This is a genomic window from Streptomyces sp. ID05-26A (assembly GCF_033794685.1).
Classification (GTDB): domain Bacteria; phylum Actinomycetota; class Actinomycetes; order Mycobacteriales; family Pseudonocardiaceae; genus Lentzea.
On the sequence record NZ_JARAYZ010000002.1, the window covers coordinates 465,760 to 482,310 of the forward strand.

The 16,551-nt window shown below is 70.0% G+C and carries 15 protein-coding genes; 6 read left to right on the forward strand and 9 right to left on the reverse strand.

Translation table 11 applies throughout. The features are described from left to right. Window positions 1-6: 6 nt before the first annotated feature. Both PV646_RS17840 and PV646_RS17845 read right to left on the reverse strand, forming a co-directional pair. Window positions 7-1,368 (reverse strand): alpha-amylase, encoded by a 1,362-nt coding sequence (locus tag PV646_RS17840; RefSeq protein WP_500343212.1) that lies wholly within the window; start codon window positions 1,366-1,368, stop codon window positions 7-9. 92 nt (window positions 1,369-1,460) lie between these two features. Continuing rightward, a complete protein-coding gene (locus tag PV646_RS17845; protein WP_500343214.1) occupies window positions 1,461-2,870 on the reverse strand; it encodes an MFS transporter in 1,410 nt (469 codons plus the stop codon). Between the two features lie 53 nt (window positions 2,871-2,923). On the opposite strand from PV646_RS17845, the gene PV646_RS17850 reads away from it, so the two are divergent. Continuing rightward, complete coding sequence (locus PV646_RS17850) at window positions 2,924-3,607, forward strand: TetR/AcrR family transcriptional regulator (RefSeq protein ID WP_500343216.1); 684 nt, start codon at window positions 2,924-2,926, stop codon at window positions 3,605-3,607. On the opposite strand, the gene PV646_RS17855 is transcribed toward PV646_RS17850, so the two are convergent. Then, entirely contained in the window at window positions 3,594-4,169 is a 576-nt protein-coding gene (locus tag PV646_RS17855; RefSeq protein WP_500343217.1) for a class I SAM-dependent methyltransferase, read from the reverse strand. The genes PV646_RS17850 and PV646_RS17855 overlap by 14 nt on opposite strands. A 231-nt stretch (window positions 4,170-4,400) precedes the next feature. Next, on the reverse strand, window positions 4,401-5,033 hold the full coding sequence (locus tag PV646_RS17860; RefSeq protein WP_500343219.1) for a class I SAM-dependent methyltransferase: 633 nt from the start codon (window positions 5,031-5,033) through the stop codon (window positions 4,401-4,403). A gap of 45 nt (window positions 5,034-5,078) precedes the next feature. Here PV646_RS17860 and PV646_RS17865 point away from each other — a divergent pair, with 45 nt between their 5' ends. Both PV646_RS17865 and PV646_RS17870 read left to right on the forward strand, forming a co-directional pair. Continuing rightward, entirely contained in the window at window positions 5,079-6,233 is a 1,155-nt protein-coding gene (locus PV646_RS17865) for a glycosyltransferase (RefSeq protein WP_500343221.1), read from the forward strand. A gap of 24 nt (window positions 6,234-6,257) precedes the next feature. Continuing rightward, window positions 6,258-9,305: an MGH1-like glycoside hydrolase domain-containing protein gene (locus PV646_RS17870; RefSeq protein WP_500343223.1), complete on the forward strand. Its 3,048-nt coding sequence runs from the start codon at window positions 6,258-6,260 to the stop codon at window positions 9,303-9,305. A 49-nt stretch (window positions 9,306-9,354) separates the two neighbouring features. Here PV646_RS17870 and PV646_RS17875 read toward each other — a convergent pair whose 3' ends face one another. Beyond that, window positions 9,355-9,963 carry a TetR/AcrR family transcriptional regulator gene (locus PV646_RS17875; protein WP_500343225.1) on the reverse strand — a complete coding sequence of 203 codons (609 nt, stop codon included), beginning with the start codon at window positions 9,961-9,963 and terminating at the stop codon, window positions 9,355-9,357. Window positions 9,964-10,152: 189 nt separating this feature from the next. On the opposite strand from PV646_RS17875, the gene PV646_RS17880 reads away from it, so the two are divergent. After that, a complete protein-coding gene (locus tag PV646_RS17880; RefSeq protein WP_500343227.1) occupies window positions 10,153-10,563 on the forward strand; it encodes a hypothetical protein in 411 nt (136 codons plus the stop codon). Here the strand turns inward: PV646_RS17880 and PV646_RS17885 are convergent. Continuing rightward, window positions 10,529-11,347 (reverse strand): LysR family transcriptional regulator, encoded by an 819-nt coding sequence (locus PV646_RS17885; RefSeq protein WP_500343229.1) that lies wholly within the window; start codon window positions 11,345-11,347, stop codon window positions 10,529-10,531. The two genes, PV646_RS17880 and PV646_RS17885, sit on opposite strands and share 35 nt — an antisense overlap. 106 nt (window positions 11,348-11,453) lie before the next feature. On the opposite strand from PV646_RS17885, the gene PV646_RS17890 reads away from it, so the two are divergent. After that, window positions 11,454-12,308, forward strand: a complete 855-nt coding sequence (locus PV646_RS17890) for an NADP-dependent oxidoreductase (RefSeq protein ID WP_500343231.1) — start codon at window positions 11,454-11,456, stop codon at window positions 12,306-12,308. Here PV646_RS17890 and PV646_RS17895 read toward each other — a convergent pair. The 3 genes from PV646_RS17895 to PV646_RS17905 are packed head-to-tail and all read right to left on the reverse strand — an operon-like array spanning window position 12,265 to window position 15,754. Beyond that, on the reverse strand, window positions 12,265-13,818 hold the full coding sequence (locus tag PV646_RS17895) for an acyl-CoA synthetase (RefSeq protein WP_500343233.1): 1,554 nt from the start codon (window positions 13,816-13,818) through the stop codon (window positions 12,265-12,267). The two genes, PV646_RS17890 and PV646_RS17895, sit on opposite strands and share 44 nt — an antisense overlap. Beyond that, window positions 13,818-14,945: a DUF5938 domain-containing protein gene (locus PV646_RS17900; protein ID WP_500343235.1), complete on the reverse strand. Its 1,128-nt coding sequence runs from the start codon at window positions 14,943-14,945 to the stop codon at window positions 13,818-13,820. Before PV646_RS17900 ends, PV646_RS17895 begins: the two co-directional genes overlap by 1 nt. A 5-nt stretch (window positions 14,946-14,950) precedes the next feature. Further along, window positions 14,951-15,754 carry an SDR family NAD(P)-dependent oxidoreductase gene (locus PV646_RS17905; protein WP_500343240.1) on the reverse strand — a complete coding sequence of 268 codons (804 nt, stop codon included), beginning with the start codon at window positions 15,752-15,754 and terminating at the stop codon, window positions 14,951-14,953. A gap of 134 nt (window positions 15,755-15,888) precedes the next feature. Here PV646_RS17905 and PV646_RS17910 point away from each other — a divergent pair, with 134 nt between their 5' ends. After that, complete coding sequence (locus tag PV646_RS17910) at window positions 15,889-16,527, forward strand: TetR/AcrR family transcriptional regulator (RefSeq protein ID WP_500343242.1); 639 nt, start codon at window positions 15,889-15,891, stop codon at window positions 16,525-16,527. Window positions 16,528-16,551 lie beyond the last annotated feature (24 nt).

The window sequence follows — 16,551 nt, forward strand, 5'->3', positions numbered from 1 at the left end:
GCTTTCCTAGCGTGCGTTCACGTGCAGCGCGAGCGCCGTGCCCGCGCCGAGCGTCGTCGTGAACCGGCCGGAGGAGTCGACGGTCACGCGGACGCAGCCGTTCTCCTGGACGTTGCAGTAACTTCCGGCGGGCAGCGCGGTCTGGAACGTGCGGCTCACCGGGAACGTCTCGCGGTTGATCGCGACGAAGCCCTTGCTGCCGCGGCCGAACGCGATCATGTCGTACCCGTTGTCCTGCCAGTTGTTCACGTCCGTGCCCGCGACGGTGTTGCGGAAGGACACCATGTTCGCGATCTGCGTCCACGCGTGCTGGCACTTCCAGCCGCTGTAGCAGACCGAGTTCCCAGGCGGACCGGCGTCCTTGTCGGTGAACTCGTAGCCCGAATACACCTGCGGCGCACCGTAGTTCCACGCCAGCATGAAGACGTTCGCGAGCGTGTAGGTCGAACCGTCCTTGTACGTCAACGTGGACCCGTTGCGCTCGGTGTCCCAGTTGTCGACGAACGGCCGTGCCTGGCCGCTGGGCAGGAAGCCCCACGACTGCCCGAAGTTCCTCAGATAAGCCAGGTTCTCGTTCTGGAAGACCCGCTTGACGTCGTAGGCGTAGCGGAACTCGTCGACGTCACCGGACCCCGTGTACTCGCCGGGCTGCACCGCCTCGCCCGCGCCGTAGATCACCTCGTGCACCCAGAACACGCCGGGGTTGCTCAGCTTGCCCTTGATCGCGGCGAGATCACCCGCCGCCATGTGCTTGGCCGCGTCGACCCGGAACCCGTCGACGCCCATGGAGATCAACCGGTTCAGGTATCCGGCGATCGCGCCGCGCACGTAGTCGCTGCCGGTGTCCAGATCGGACAGACCGACCAGTTCGCAGTTCTGGACGTTGTAGCGGTCCTGGTAGTTGTTGATGTGCGAACGGCAGGAGTGGAAGTCCCAGTCGCTGTACACGCCGGGGTAGCTGTACTTCGAGTAGCCGGTACCGCCCGTGCCCGTGCCGGAGCCGGCGCTCATGTGGTTGATCACCGCGTCCGCGATGACCTTCACGCCCGCGTTGTGGCAGGTGGTGACCATGTTCCGGAAGGCGTTCTCGTCGCCGAGGCGCCCGGCGATCCGGTAGCTGACGGGCTGGTAGCTGGTCCACCACTGCGGGCCCTGGACGTGCTCGGTCGCGGGGGAGACCTCGACGTAGCCGTAGCCCTTGGGGCCCAGAACGTTCGTGCATTCCGCCGCCACGCGGGCGAACGGCCATTGGAACAGGGTGACGGTGACGTCCTTGGCGCCGGGTGGCGCCGCAAGACTTTGCACCGGTGTGGACAGTCCGACGATCAGCAGCACCGCTAGCAGGGTGCGCGAAGCCGAGGAAACCACGTTGTCTCCTTGCTGCAGGGGTTCACTACACGTCGTAGCACCTGCGAGCACACCGGGCAAAGCGTTGCAAGAACTTTCCGGAGTAATTCGGCCTAGTGCCGCGATCGGGCGAACGCCCAGCCGACGAGCGCGGCGGCCATCACCGTCAGCATGAGACTGCCGATCGTGACCGCGCTTTCGAACTGCGCGGTCTGCTCCGCGCTCCAGCCGGGCTGCGCGATGCCCCCGGCGAACACCACCGCCAGCACCGTGCCGCTCACGGCCACGCCCGCCGCCGAGGTGACCTGGGACGCGGTGTCGACCAGTGCGGCGCCGATCGACGTCCGGTTCTCCGGCAGGCCTTTGAGGACGTTCACGCCCGCGACGGCGCCGACCACGCGGATGCCGATGGCGACCAGCACGAGTGCGACGGCGACGGGCGCGTAACCGAGGCGGCCGAGCAGCGCGTAGACGGCCAGCCCGGCGACAACGCCGAGCGCGCCCAGCCAGACGGCCCGGTCGAGGCCCGCCCAGCGCACGAACCGGGTGACTACCGGGCCTGCGGCGATGAGGACCGCGACCTGCGGCAGCATCCCGGCAGCGGCGAGTGCGGGGGACCAGCCCCAGTCGAGTTGCAACTGGAGCGTGACGAGGTAGGTGAGACCGGCCGCCGCCAGTCCGGTCGCGGCCTTGTACGCGAGACCGCTGGCGACCAACGGGTGTGCGACGAGTTTCAGGTCGAGCAACGGATGGCTGGCCGTGCGCGCGCGAACCACGAACAGGACGCCAGTGACAACGGTCAGCGCGGCGGCGGCCCACGCGGTCCAGGAGCCTTCGACGAAGAGTGTCGGCGTCACCAGCGCCAGCACGATGGTGGCCGTGCCGAGCACACCACCCGGGTAGTCGGCGGGGCCGCGGTGCAGGTCCGTGTCGGGCCCGATGTCGCGGCCGATGCCGGCGAACGCGAGCACCGCGATCGGCACGTTGATCAGCAGCAACGCCTGCCAGGGCGCGACGGCGAGCAGGAATCCGCCCAGCGGAGGACCGACGGCCAGGCCGACCAGACCCACGGTGGAGATGAGCGTCATCGCGCGCACGCGCAGGTCGTCGCTCTGGAACAGGCGGAACGCCAACGCGATCGAGCCCGGGGTGGTCATGGCGGCGGCGATGCCCATCTCGGAACGCACGGCGATGAGGCCACCCACGGACGTGACGAACAGCGTTGCGAGGCTCGCGAGGCCGAGGAGTACGAGTCCGGCGAGCATCACGCGACGGCGGCCGAAGCGGTCCGCCACGGCGCCGAACACCAGCATCAGGCCGCCGAAGACGACCGCGTAGGAGTTCGACACCCATTGCAGCGCGGTCGTCGAGGCGTGCAGGTCGCGGCCGATGGTGGGCAGCGCGACGTTCAGGATCGAGTTGTCGAGCATCTCGAACAGGAACACCGCGGAGAGTCCGGCGAGGGCGATCCACGCCTCCCGCAGCGAGCGCGGTGAGCGCAGTCCGAGGTCGTAGGTAGTCACGAACACTGTTCTACTCACGAACACTGTTCGGGTCAACTGGTATGATCGAGGTCATGAACCGCAGGTCCCGCGAAGACTGGGCGACGCAGATCGCCGCGCTGGAGGAATCACCCCCGGCGCGCAAGGAACCGATCACGGTCGGGCGCATCGTCACCACGGCGCTGGCACTGGTGGAGGCCGAGGGGTTCGACGCGCTGACCATGCGCCGCGTCGCCGCAGCGTTGCAGACCGGGCCCGCCTCGCTCTACGCCCACGTGCGCAACAAGGCCGACCTCGACGACCTGCTGATCGGGACGCTCAGCAAGAACGTGGTGGTGCCCGCGCCCGATGCCTCCCGCTGGCGCGAGCAGGTGCTCGACGTCTGCGGTCAGTTGCGGGACGAGTTCCTGCGTTATCCGGGGATCGCGCGGGCCGCGTTGACCGCCCCGCCCGCCAACCTCGACACGCTGCGGATCACCGAGGGCATGCTCGCGCTCTTCCTCGCGGGCGGCGTGCCCGCGCAGGCGGCGGCGTGGGCGATCGACGCCGTGCTGCTGTACGTCAGCGCGTACACGTTCGAGTCGTCACTGCGTGGAGAGACCGGCGGGGCAGAGATGCTCGCACGGCTGAAGATGCTCCCGGCGAGCCGTTTCCCGCACACGGTCGAACACGCGGACAAGCTCGGTGCCGGACAGGGGCACGAGCGGTTCGAGTTCGCTCTCCGGCTGATGCTCGACGGCCTGCCTACCGGCGACTGACGAGCAGGTAGCGCTCGTCGTCGATCTCCCGGCCCCACAGGGCCTCGTCGGTCAGAGGGGTGACCAGGGCGTCTCCGCCGACCAGCTCGCGCGCCTCGGCGGCGGTGAGTCCGGCCCCGGTCGACCACCGGCCTTCCACGAGCACGAGAACGCCGCCCGGCTGGAGCAGTGACACCCATTCCTCCAACGCTGCGGCCGGGTCTGGCAACGCCCAGAGCACGTGCCGCGCCAGCACGACGTCGAACGACGCCTTCGGGTGCGGCGGGTGAGCGGCGTCGCCGGTGGTGAAGTCGACGGTCACGCCCGCCGCCGCCGCTTTCCGGCGTGCCGCCTTCACCATCTCCTCGGACAGGTCGAGGCCGTGCACGTCGTGACCGGCCTCGGCGAGCAGGACCGACAGGCTGCCGGTGCCGCACCCCAGGTCCACGACGGAGGCAGCCGGCGGGAACAGCGGGAGCAGGAGATCGGCCCAGGCGCGACGCACTCGTGGGTCGCGAAGTCCGTGGTCGGGCTCGTCGTCGAACGTCGCGGCGTGCTGGTCCCAGAACTCCCGAGGCGTCACGTTTCCATTTTTGCTTAAGGGACCATCAAGCCTTGCCCAAATGAGATGCGGAGTCCGTCGTACGGTCCCTAACCTCGCACTATGAGGCTTGTGCTCTGGCTCACACTCGCGGGCGTGTTCGCGCTCAGCGGTGACCACGCGCTCGCAGCCGTCCTGGTGATGCTCCTCGTCGGCTGCGCGACGGACCGCGTCCGTCACTGACCACTGTTCAGCGTTGGCTGTGCAGTCACTTCATGCTGACCTGTCGCTGCTGACCGGCTTGCGGGCGACGAGTCGTTCCACCACGCCGAGCTTGAAGCGCTGACGATCCTCGACGACCAGCCCGCGGGCCTCGACCAGGGGCAGCGGGCGGCGCAGGAAGTGCTCGCCCGCCATCGGCACCGTGATCCGCTCCAGCAGCCACTGCACGCCCCGCGTCAGCCGGGACGAACTGGCGACGTGGTCGAGGAGGATCAACCGGCCACCCGGCCGCAGCACCCTGACCATCTCGGCCACCGCGGTCCCGTGATCGGGAATGGCGCACAGGCCCAGCGTGCAGACCACCGTGTCGAAGGAGGCGTCGGCGAACGGCAAGGCATGTGCGGTGCCTTGCCGCAGCGTCACCTCGCGGCCGAGTCCGGCGGCGCGTGACTGGGCGAGGCCGAGCATCCGCTCGCTCAGATCAAGGCCGGTCAGCGACACGCCGGCCGGGTAGTGCGGCAGGTTGAGGCCGGTGCCGACGGCGACCTCCAGCACGTCGCCGGTCGCCTGGGAGCACGCCCACCGGCGGGAGTCGCCGAAGACGCGGCGGTCCAGGAAGCCCATCTCCTGGTCGTAGGTCGCCGACTTGCGGTCCCAGTAGGTCTGCCATCGTGCCTGATCCATGCCCTCACGATCGCCGAACGAGCCGCCAGGTGCTAGATCTGACCCGTGCGCGTAGTCGTGGTCTCCGGGGGCGATCCCGGTCATGTGGTGCCGGCCATCGCCCTGTGCCTGAGGCTCGCCGACGCCGGCGACACCCCGGTCCTGCTCACCGGCGACCGCTGGGTCGAGGCGGCGACCGCGGAGGGGATCACGGCGTCCCGCGTGACCGGCCTGTCCCTCGACGACCTGAAGGACGCGCCCGACCTGGGACTGGCGCTCTGCGACCAGGCCGGGGTGCTGGCCACGGCGCTCGCCCCTCAACTCGCCGCGCTCCAACCGGATCTGGTGGTGTGCGACGTACTGGCACTGGGCGCGAGCATGGCCGCCGAACTGATCGGCGTGCCGTGGGTGCAACTGTCGCCGCACCCGTTGTACGAGGCGTCGAAGTGGTTGCCGCCCATGGGAAGCGGGCTGGCCGCCGGCGTCGGCGTGCGCGGCAGGCTGCGGGACTCGGTGTTGCGGGCGTTCACGGCACGGTCGCTGCGGCAGGGCGAACGGCAGCGTGTTGTCGTGCGGCAACGGATCGGGCTTCCCGCGGTGGGGCCTGGGCCGGCGGCGCGGTTGATCGCGACGCTGCCTGCGCTCGAAGTGCCGCGCCCGGACTGGCCACGCGACGCGCACGTGGTCGGGCCGCTGCTGTGGGAGGCGAGCCGCGCGACGCTGAGTCCGCCGCCAGGGGACGCTCCGCTCGTGATGATCGCGCCGTCGACGGCGTGGACCGGGGCCAGGGGCATGGCCGAGATGACGCTGGAAGCGTTGCGGGACAGGGAGGTGCGGGCTGTGGTGTCGTCTTTCGCGCCCGTTCCGGACCTGCCGGGCTGGGCGCGGTCGGGGCCCGGTGACCAGGACGTGCTGCTGCGTCAGGCCGCGGTGCTCGTGTGCGGTGGCGGGCACGGGATGCTCGTCAAGGCGTTGCGGGCGGCCGTTCCCGTCGTGGTGGTGCCCGGTGGCGGTGACCAGTGGGAGATGGCGTGCAGGGTCGCGCGGCAGGGGAGCGGGCTCATCGTGCGCCCGCCGACCGTGGAAGGGCTCCGGGACGCCGTGGCGCGGGTGCTGGGTGACCCGGGGTTCGCGGCTGCGGCGGCTCGGGCGGCGGGGACGATCGCCGATGTTCGAGATCCTGTCGAGGTATGTCGGACTGCGTTGAGTCTTGCGCGTTGAGAGCGCTCCCACTTCAATGGGCTCATGCGCGTGTCAGTGACGATGCTCGTGGTGGCGGCGTTGACCTTCTCGACGACCTGGCCGGCGGTGGCGCATCAAGATCGCGCACCGGCCTCCGCGCTGGGCCTGGACCCGGTGACGGAGCGGGAGGCCCTTGCTCCCGACCTGTACCCCGCGGTGGGTGCGGGCACCCAGTTCCTCAACCATCCCGACCTGCTCGGGAACGTTCCGGAACCGGCCTGGTACGAGGCGAACATCCCGTTCGTCGACCTCCCCGACCGGGACATCCGCGACACCTACTACTACCGGTGGCGCACCTTCCGCGAGGCGCTCAAGTACTCCGGCCCGAAGGACGGCTGGATCGTCTCCGAGTTCCTCGGCCCGGTCGGCTACTCCGCGCCGAACGGCGGCATCGTCGCGGCGGCGGGCCACCACGTCTACGAGGGACGCTGGCTGCGCGACCACCGCTATCTGGACGACTACGTCGACTACTGGTTGCGCGGTTCCGGCGCGGGTGCCAAGCCCGCGACCGACTTCCTCAACGAGAACACCACCGACTGGGCCCACCAGTACTCGTTCTGGGCCGCCGACGCCGTGGCCGCGCGTGCCGCCGTCGACGGGCGCTCCCGGTTCGCCACGGACCGGCTGCCCGAGCTCGTGCGGCAGTGGGAGCGCTGGTCACCGCAGTTCAACCAGGACCTCGGGCTCTACTGGCAGACGCCGGTGTGGGACGCGATGGAGTACACCGCCAGCTCCTACCAGAGCCCTGATCCCTACCACGGCGGCGACGGCTTCCGGCCGACGCTCAACGCCTACCAGTACGGCGACGCGAAGGCGATCGCCGAGCTGTACAGGGCACGGGGTGACGCCACCGGCGCCCAGCGCTTCGACCAGGCCGCCGAAGCGCTCAAGACCAGCCAGGAACGATGGCTGTGGGACGACGCGGGCAAGTTCTACAAGCACGTCATGCGTGACGACAACCCCGGTCGCACGAAGCTCGCCGACCGCGAGCAGATCGGCTTCGTGCCGTGGTACTTCCACATGCCACCGGCGGCGAACAGCGCGGCGTGGGCGCAGCTGACCGACCCGCAGGGGTTCGCCTCGCAGTACGGGCCGACCACCGCCGAGCGCCGCAGCCCGTGGTTCATGAAGGACGCGCTCACCGGGTGCTGCCGCTGGAACGGTCCCAGCTGGCCGTTCGCGACCAGCCAGACCCTGACCGCCATGGCGAACCTGCTGATCGACTACCCGGCACAGTCCTACGTGGACCGTGACGACTACCTGGCGGTGCTACGCGGTTATGCGTTGACACAGCGCAAGAACGGCGAGCCGTACGTCGCGGAGGCCCACCACCCCGACGAGAACCGCTGGCTGTACGACGGCAAGGGCCACAGCGAGGACTACAACCACTCGACGTTCAACGACAACGTGCTGTCCGGCCTGCTCGGCATCCGGCCGCGGCTCGGGAACGAGGTGTCGATCGCGCCGCTGGTCCCGGACTCCTGGAACCACTTCGCCGCCGAGAACGTGCCGTACCACGGCCACAACCTGACCGTGTTGTGGGACAGGGACGGCAGCCGTTACGGCAAGGGCGCCGGCCTGCGCGTCTGGGTCGACGGCACGCTCGCCCACAGCCAGGCCGGTCTCGCGGCGGTGCGCCTGACGATCCCGGCGCGCACCTCGGCGGACGCGACCGAGCTGGTCGACGACTTCGCGAACGTCAGCCGCACCGGGTTCCCCACCGCCCGCGCGTCCCACAGCTACAGCGCCGACCCGCCCACCAAGGCGATCGACGGCCAGGACTTCCACCTCGACGTGCCCGGCACGCGCTGGACGTCCTACGGCAGCCCGAACTCCGCCGACTGGCTGGAGGTCGACCTCGGTGTGCCGACGTCGATCTCGGACCTCCGCGTCGTGTTCTACGACGACGGCGGGGGAGTGCGCGTGCCCGCGACGTTCGACCTGCAGTACTGGGACGGCCAGTGGCGGGACGTGCCCGGCCAGCAGAGAACTCCCGCGCAACCGGTGGCACGTCAGGTGAACCGCGTCCTGGTGCACCCCGCTGTGACCACGAGCCGGGTGCGCGTCCTGCCGCGCCGAACGGACGGCGGTGCTGTCGGCATCACGTCGTTCTCGTCGTGGCGAACGCCCGTGCGGGGGTTGAGCGCGTCGGTTCCGGACGATCTCGCGGTCCGGGCCGGTGCGGTGGAGACGACCACGACTTTGCAGGCGCAGCAACCGTTGCGCGGCGTTCAGGCGACGCTGGCCGTGCCGTCGGGGTGGAGTGCCGTGCCGCTGTCCCCGGCCTACGCCGCCCAACTCGGAACGGGCCAGAGTCTCGTCACCCGGTGGCGCGTCACGGCTCCTGCCGGCCTGAAGCTCGGTGAACGGGTGCCGATCCGTGTGATGGCAACGGTGTCCGGTGACGGCGGGGTCACATCGGCGTTGAGCTCCGCCCAGACCGTCTTCGATCCTGCCGCCTACGCCAACGTGGTCTGGGACGACACGTTCGACACGAACCGGATCGGCTCGTATCGCGTCGACGGCCCGTTCGGAGAACCGCCGCCTTCGCTGAGGGTCGCGAACGGCGTGCTGACCGCGAGTGCCACGGCTCGTGCGGGTTCGGTGCTGGCCGCACCGGTGGCAGGCTCCGTGCGCGGGACCGCGGTGATCGTCGAACCGAGGTCGTTCGCGGGCTCGGCCCCCGAGGACAGCCTGTTCCTCGGCCAGACCGCCGGGAACCGCGACTTCGCCCTGGCCTGGTTCAACAACGCGGGCAAGGCCTCGGGTGTCGACGTGACGGTGGCGGGGTCCCGGAAGGGCGACGAGGCCACCGGCGGTTGCTGCGCGACGCTGACGTGGGCACCGGGCGACCGGCTCGCCGTCGTGGTCGAGAACGGTCAGCTGACCAGCTGGCAGGAGCACGCGAACCGGTGGACGCTGCTGCGGTCCGCTCCGATCGGGTCGGTCGTGGATCCCTCGGTGGTCGCGGGGTGGGCGCCGGGCCTCGGGCTGAGGCTGGACGCGGGCGCGCTGACGATCGACCGCTTCACCGTGCGCACCAAGGTTTAGGTGTGATGATCACGGACGTTGTCGACAGCGCGTCCGTGATCACCAAAGCCTAGGCGCAGACGCGCTCGACCAGGACCTGCCAGCTGGTGACGAGGTCGTTCACCACCGTGCGCGGGTCGGGCGCGTCGCCGTCCTGGGTCTGCAGGTACAGCAGGATCGGGCCTTCCAGCGCCGCCACGAGCTGCAACGCCAGCGTGCCGCTCGCGGCGGCGTCGGGACAGGCCTCGGCCAGCAACACCTGCACGTGGAAGCGCGAAGGGCTGGCGGCGGCGGGGATCGGCTGGCCCGGGTCGAGCGACGCACGCGCGAGAACGGTGTGGCGGACGAGGAACTCGAGCCGGGCGTGGCCGAACGCGACCAGCCGCTCGACCGCCGGCGCGCCGGGTCCCAGTGGCGGCGGCCCGCTCATCACCTGCTGCTGGAACCGCGTCTCCTCCTCGTCCAGCAACGCGTGGAAGATCCCGGCACGCGTGCGGAAACGACGGAACACGGTGCCCTTGCCGAGCCCGGCGCGTTCGGCGAGGCCGTCCATCGTGACCTTGTCCGCGCCCAGTTCCGCGACCATCTCGCGGGCGACCTCGATCAGGTGGGCGCGGTTGCGCGCGGCGTCGGCCCGCTCTTCGCGGGGACGGCCCAACGGCAGCGCGACAGGTTCCACGACCCGCACGGTACCCGTCGATCTCCGCGCGATCGGGTAGGACGCACACCGAGTCAGTGGCGGAGCGGTTCGGGGACCGGGGTGACGCACGCCTCGCTTAGCAGTCCACATGACACAGTGGCTCGAACCCTTGTTGTTTGATGTCCAGGTTCCTCCCCTCGATTTCCGGCGCGGACAAAGGACCCTCACGTGAAACTCCTGCTGGACCGGATCAGCCTGGCCTTCAACGGCGTCACGGCTGCGTACGTCGGGTTCTTCGCCTACTTCGCCCCGCAGGCCTGGTACGACACGTTTCCCGGCTTCGGCCTGCGCTGGCTGCCGCAACTCGGTCCGTACAACGAGCACTTCGCGAAGGACGTCGGCGCGTTCTACCTCGCGTTCACCGCGCTGAGCCTGGTGGCGTTGGTGCACGTGAAGAAGCAGGCCGTCGCGCTGCTGGCGGGCGCCGCGCTGCTGGTGTTCAACGGCCTGCACTTCCTCTACCACCTGACGATGCTGCACATGTACGAGCCGCTCGACCAGGCGTTGAACGTCGTCCTGCTGAGCCTGCTCGTGGTGCTGTCGATCATCCTGGTGGTGCCGGCGAAACGAGTCGGCTGACGGCCTGCACGAGCGCGGCGACGGCACGGCTGCGGGACCGCTCCGGCCACGCGAGGACGAGAGCGGCGGGCGGGCAGTCCTCGATCGGCACGTAGCGGACGGCCGGTCGCGGGTACTTGTCCGCGACCGACCGCGGCAGCACGGTGATCGTCGCGCCGAGGCCGACCAGTGCCAGCAACTGGGCGAGATCGTGGACGCCCTGGTCGCCTATGTCGCGCTCGGCGCGTTCGCTGACCTCCTCGGCGCCGATGCCCAGGTCGGCCAGCAGCACGGTCGAAGCACCCGCGAGGTGATGGGTGCGAGGCAACGCCGCCACGCGTGGTTCCACGGCGACGACCTCCACGTCGATGCCGTCCGGGTCGTAGGGCTCGAACATCAGCGCGGCATCGACCTCGCCCGAGCGCAGCAGGCCCGTGTGTTCGCGCCAGCCGCACAGGCGCACGGTGACGGGCACGGCCTGCGTGATCTGGTCGAGCAGACCGCCGTCGGTGTCGGCCTTGACCGCCAGGACCAGGCCACGGCGGGGTGCCCGGGAGGCGCGCAGTGCGGCCGCGTCCAGGGCTTCGAGGGCGGGACGGGCGTGGGTGAGCAGCACCTCGCCCGGTTCGGTCAGCTCGACGACGCGGGTGGAGCGGTCGAACAGGCGCACGCCCAGTTCGTGTTCCAGGTTCTGGATCGCGCGCGACAACGCGGGCCCGGCGATGCCGAGCCTGGCCGCGGCGCGCGTGAAGTTGCGTTCCTCCGCGACCGCCACGAAGTAGCGAAGGGGACGAGACTCGACCACCAGCCGAGTCTATTACCCCACAGGCAACGCTATTAGTGCTCAGCAGGTAATAGTCGGTGCCGAACCGGTCGTTCTCTTTCCTGGCCCGCGACCCCAGGCTGAGGGCATGCGAGCGATCACCATCACCGGTTTCGGTGCCACCCCGGCCCTCACCGACCAGCCCGTTCCCGAACCGGGCCGCGGCGAGATCCAGGTCGCCGTCGAGGCGGCGTCGACCAATCCGCTGGACCTGGCCATCGCCTCCGGAGCGCTGAAGGCCATCGGGGAGTACCGCTTCCCGCTCACCCTCGGCATGGACGGCGCGGGCGTCGTCACCTCGGTCGGCGCGGACGTGACCGAGTTCCGCGCGGGCCAGCGGGTGTTCGGCCAGTTCTGGAGCCGGCCTCTGCGGTTCGGCACCTTCGCCGAGGTCGTCGTGGCGCGGGAGACACCCGCGCTCGGTGCCCTGACCACGATCCCGGACGCGGTGCCGACCCACCTGGCCGCCGCCCTCCCGACCGCGGGCATGACCGCGCTCAGCGTGCTCGACCACCTGACCGTGCCGGACGGCGGCACGCTGCTGATCATCGGCGCGACCGGAGGCGTGGGCACGATCGCCGTGCAGGCCGCCGTCGCGCGCGGGATCCGGGTGATCGCCACCGCCTCCGCCGAGACCGCCGACCGGATGCGCGCGCTGGGAGCGACCGAGGTCGTCGACCGCGCGGAACCGCTGGACGCCGCCGTCCGCAGGTCCGACGCCGTTCTGGACACGGTCGGCGTGCAGCGGCAGGACGGCCCCGCGTGGCTCTCGACCGCCGCGAACTACCGGCTCGACCGCAAACCCGAACGCCTCGCCGCGCTGGCGAAGCTCGCGGCCGACGGCGTGATCAAGCCCGTCGTCGGTCGCGAGCTGCCGCTCGAGGACGCGCTGCGCGAGGTCAGGGGGACGCTGGGGAAGACGGTGCTGCGAGTCGCTGCCTGATCTCGGCCTTGAGCACCTTGCCCACCTTGGACCGCGGCAGGTCGGGCCAGATCTCGACCTGCTTCGGTGCCTTCACGCTGCCGATCTGCTCCTTCACGAACGCGATCAACGCGGACGGGTCGGCGTGGCCCGCGGTGCGCAACTGCACGACCGCCGTCACCCGCTCGCCCCACTTCTCGTCGGGCAGCCCGACCACCGCACTGTCCTGGACCGCCGGATGGGCCCGCAACGCCTGCTCGACCTCGGCCGAGTACACGTTGAACCCGCCGGTGATGATCATGTCCTTGGCGCGGTCGACGATGAACAGGTAGTTGTCGGCGTCGAGGTACCCGATGTCCCCGGTGTGGTGCCAGCCGAACGCGCTCACCTCGGCCGTCGCCGCCGGGTTCTCGTGGTACCCGGCCATCACCAACGGCCCGCGCACGACGATCTCGCCGCGTTCACCGGGCGGCAGCAGCGTGCCGTCCGCCGCCATGATCGCGACCTGGGTCAGCGGCGACGGCCTGCCCGCGGACGACAACCGGTCGACCGCGATCGACCCGTCCGGCAGGAAGTGGTCGGCGGGGGAGAGGGTCGCGATCATGTTCGGCGCCTCGGTCTGCCCGAACAGCTGACCCATCACGGGCCCGATCCGGTGCAGCGCCTCGGTCAGCCGCACCGGCGACATCGGCGCGGCGCCGTACCAGAGGCACTGCAGCGAACCGAGGTCCGCCGAGTCGAGAGCGGGGTGGTCGAGCAGGCCGTAGATCACCGTCGGCGGCAGGAACGCGTGCGTGATCCGGTGGCGTTCGATCAGGGCCAGGAACTCGCCGAGGTCCGGCGCCGGCATGATCACCGTCTCGCCGCCCAGCGCCATGATCGGGAACGTGAGCACGCCCGCCGAGTGCGTGAGCGGGGCGAGCGCCAGGTAGCGCGGCCGGTGGCGGAACGGGTAGCTCATCAGCGTCAGCGCGGTGGCGGTCTCCAGGTTGTGCCCGGTCAGCCGCACACCCTTGGGGCGCCCGGTCGTGCCGCCGGTGCCCGCCAGCACGCAGAGGTCGTCGTCGGCCACCGTCACCGGTTCCGGCTCACGTCCGTGCTCCGCGAGCCAGGCGTCGAACGTGACCGCGCCCTCCACCTCGCCGTCCAGGCACACCAGCGTGGTCAACGCGGGCAGATCACCCCGGATGCGGTCGACGAGCGGCGCGAACTTCGCCTGGAAGAACAGGCAGCGGCACCCGAACAGGTCGAGCAGCTCCCGGTTCTCCGCCGCCTCGTTGCGGGGGTTGACCGGGCACCACACCGCCCCGGCCCGCGAGATGCCGAACACGCACGTGAGCGCCAGCGGATCGTTCGCGGACAGCACCGCGACCCGATCGCCCGGCCCGATCCCGCTGCCCTGCAACGCTCCCGCGATCTCCCGGGAGCGCCGCTGGACCTCGGCGTAGCTCTGCGTCGAGTCGCCGATCGTCAGGCAGGGCGCGTCGCCCCCGAGCGACGCGCCCTTGTCCAGGTAGTCGGACAGCCTCATCAGCGGTGCACTTCGAGGATCGGGTCGAGGACCAGCCCGAACGACCGCAGCGCGCCCAGCAGTTCCCGGTGCCCGAACGCCTGGCAGCCCGAAGCGAACCCGACGCGGCGAGGCGCGTCCTGCAACAGGTGCACGGCGGCGTGCACGTTCAGCAACGCCGTCTGCTTGTAGTTGCAGTTGCCGTGGATCACGCAGTGCGCGCGGCCCAGCGGACCCGACGCGTGCACGGAGTCGAGCGAGATGTTGATCCGCGGGTTCTCGCGCGGCGGCATCTCACTGCGCACCTGCGCGGAGAACGCGTCGACGATCTCGTACTTCTCCGCGTCCGACTTGCCCTCCATCTGCTCCAGCGCGGCCGCGACGATCTGCGGCACCCCGAGCATCAACGGCCGGTTGAACACACCGCCGAGCGCCCGCACCGACGCCACGCGCGGATCCCTCTTGAACCACACGGGATGCGCCGTTCCACCCCACGGCAGCGCCAGGCCGAGTTCGTGCTGGCCGGGCACGACGAGCTCGTAGAGCCCCGCGTCGCCGGGCCACTCCACGTACTCGTTCTGCTCCAGGTAGTACGCCTTCGAGAACGCGGCGTTCGTGAGGATGGTGTTCGTGGAAGCGACGGTGGGATACCCCTTCCAGAACACCCCGATGTCCAAAGTGTCCAGTCCGGGCTGCTCCAGGCAGATCTGCGCGGCGATCTCGCCGACCGTGTACATCTGCGCGATGCCGGGGGAGATCAGCAGGCCCTGCTTGGCGAACTCGGCACCGTACTGCGCGTCGGTGTCGATCATCCAGTCCTGCTCACCGTTGGTGTCGGTGTAGTGCGCGCCGACGTTCAGGCTCGCCCGCACCGCCTCGTGGCCGTAGCGCGAGAACGGTCCGACGGTGTTGAGCACGACCTTGGCGCCGGTGAACGCCTCGGTCAGCGCCTCCTCGGTGTGGTCGACCTCGGCGATGTCGTAGGAGACGGTGTCGATGCCGGGCACCGCGTCGACGGCTTCCTTGACCCTCTTGCCGTCGCGGCCGACGGCGAGGAACGGGATCCCGTACTCGCGGAGGTACTCGCAGATCAGGCGTCCGGTGTAGCCGGAGGCGCCGTAGACGACGACGGGCTTGTCGGTAGGCATTCCGGTCACATCCCCATGCCGCCGTCGACCGGGAGACCCGCCCCGGTGATGAACTTGGAGGCGTCGGACGCGAGGAACACCACGGCGTCCGCCATGTCGTCGACCTGCCCGAGCCGGCCGAGCGGCGTCAGCTCGACGACCGCGCCGACGGCGGCCTCGACGGACGGGAAGAGGCCGAGCTGGGCGCAGTCGACGGCCAGCTGGTTGCCCATCGCGGTGGGCGTGAGGCCGGGGTAGATGCAGTTGACGCGCACGCCGTAGCCGAGCTTGCCGGACTCCGCGGCCGCGACCCTGGTCAGGCGGTCGATGGCGGACTTGGTGGCCGAGTAGACGCTGATACCGGGGAAGGCGATGGTCGCCGCGACGGACGCGACGCTGATGATCGAGCCGCCGTTGCCCGCCGCGCCACCGGGACGCATGGCGCGCAGGCCGTGCTTCATGCCGAGTGCGGTGCCCAGCACGTTCACGTCCAGCATCTTGCGGACGTCGGCGGACTCGAGCTCGGTGATCAGGCTGGTGATCTCGATGCCCGCGTTGTTCACGAGGATGTCGAGGCCGCCGATCGCGTCCACGGCCGTGCTCACCGCTGAGGCCCAGCTGGCGTCGTCGGTGACGTCCAACGGCACGAACTCGGCCGTCGCGCCCGAGTCACGCAGAGCTTGAGCGGTCTGCTTGCCCTCGTCCTCCAGGACGTCGCCGATCAGGACTGACGCCCCGGCCGCCGCGAGGGCCTGCGCCATGCCTGCTCCCAGGCCTCGCGCACCGCCCGTGACCAGCGCTTTTCGCCCGCTCAGCTGATAACTCGTCATTGAGTCGCCTCCTCGGTGAGTTGGCTCACACACTAGCTATTCCTTGACAGTCGTCAAGTTTTTCCTTGACGACTGTCCAAGATTTTTTGGACGAATGGTCAAGGTTTGTCGCAGTGAGCGGTAGGCTCCGGGGCGTGACAGAAGTCGCTTCGCGCAAGCAGGACCGCATCGCCCGCCGGCAGGTCGACAAGTTCGACGCCCGGCGGACCGAGCTCGCCGTGGCGACGCTGCACACGCTCGCCGAGCTGGGGTACGCGCGCACGAGTCTGCGGGAGATCGCGCAGAACTCCGAGTTCTCGCACGGCGTCCTGCACTACTACTTCGCGGACAAGCGCGACCTGATCACCGAGGCGGTCCGCCAGTACGAGGTCGTCTGCGTGACGCGCTACGACGAGGTCGTGGCGACGTCGACGACGGCGGAGCAGTTGCGGGCCGGGTTCGTGGCGATGTTCTTCGACACCCTCGGCCAGGACGCGACCCTGCACCGCCTCTGGTACGACCTGCGCAACCAGAGCCTGTTCGACGAGTCGTTCCGCGCGGACGTGCTGGAGATCGACGGCCATCGCGAGGACATGGTGTGGCGGGTCGTCAGCCGCTACGCCGAACTGCTGGGCGGCACGCCCGCCGCGTCGTCGGGCACCATCTACGTGACGCTCGACGGGATCTTCCAGCGCGCGTTGCTGCACCACTTCACGGGCAACTCCGACACCGTCGCCCAGTTGCGCGCCGAACTGCCCGGTGTGATCGACATGCTGGTGACCAAGGCCGAATAGCGGCCCTATCGCGGGTGTATCAAT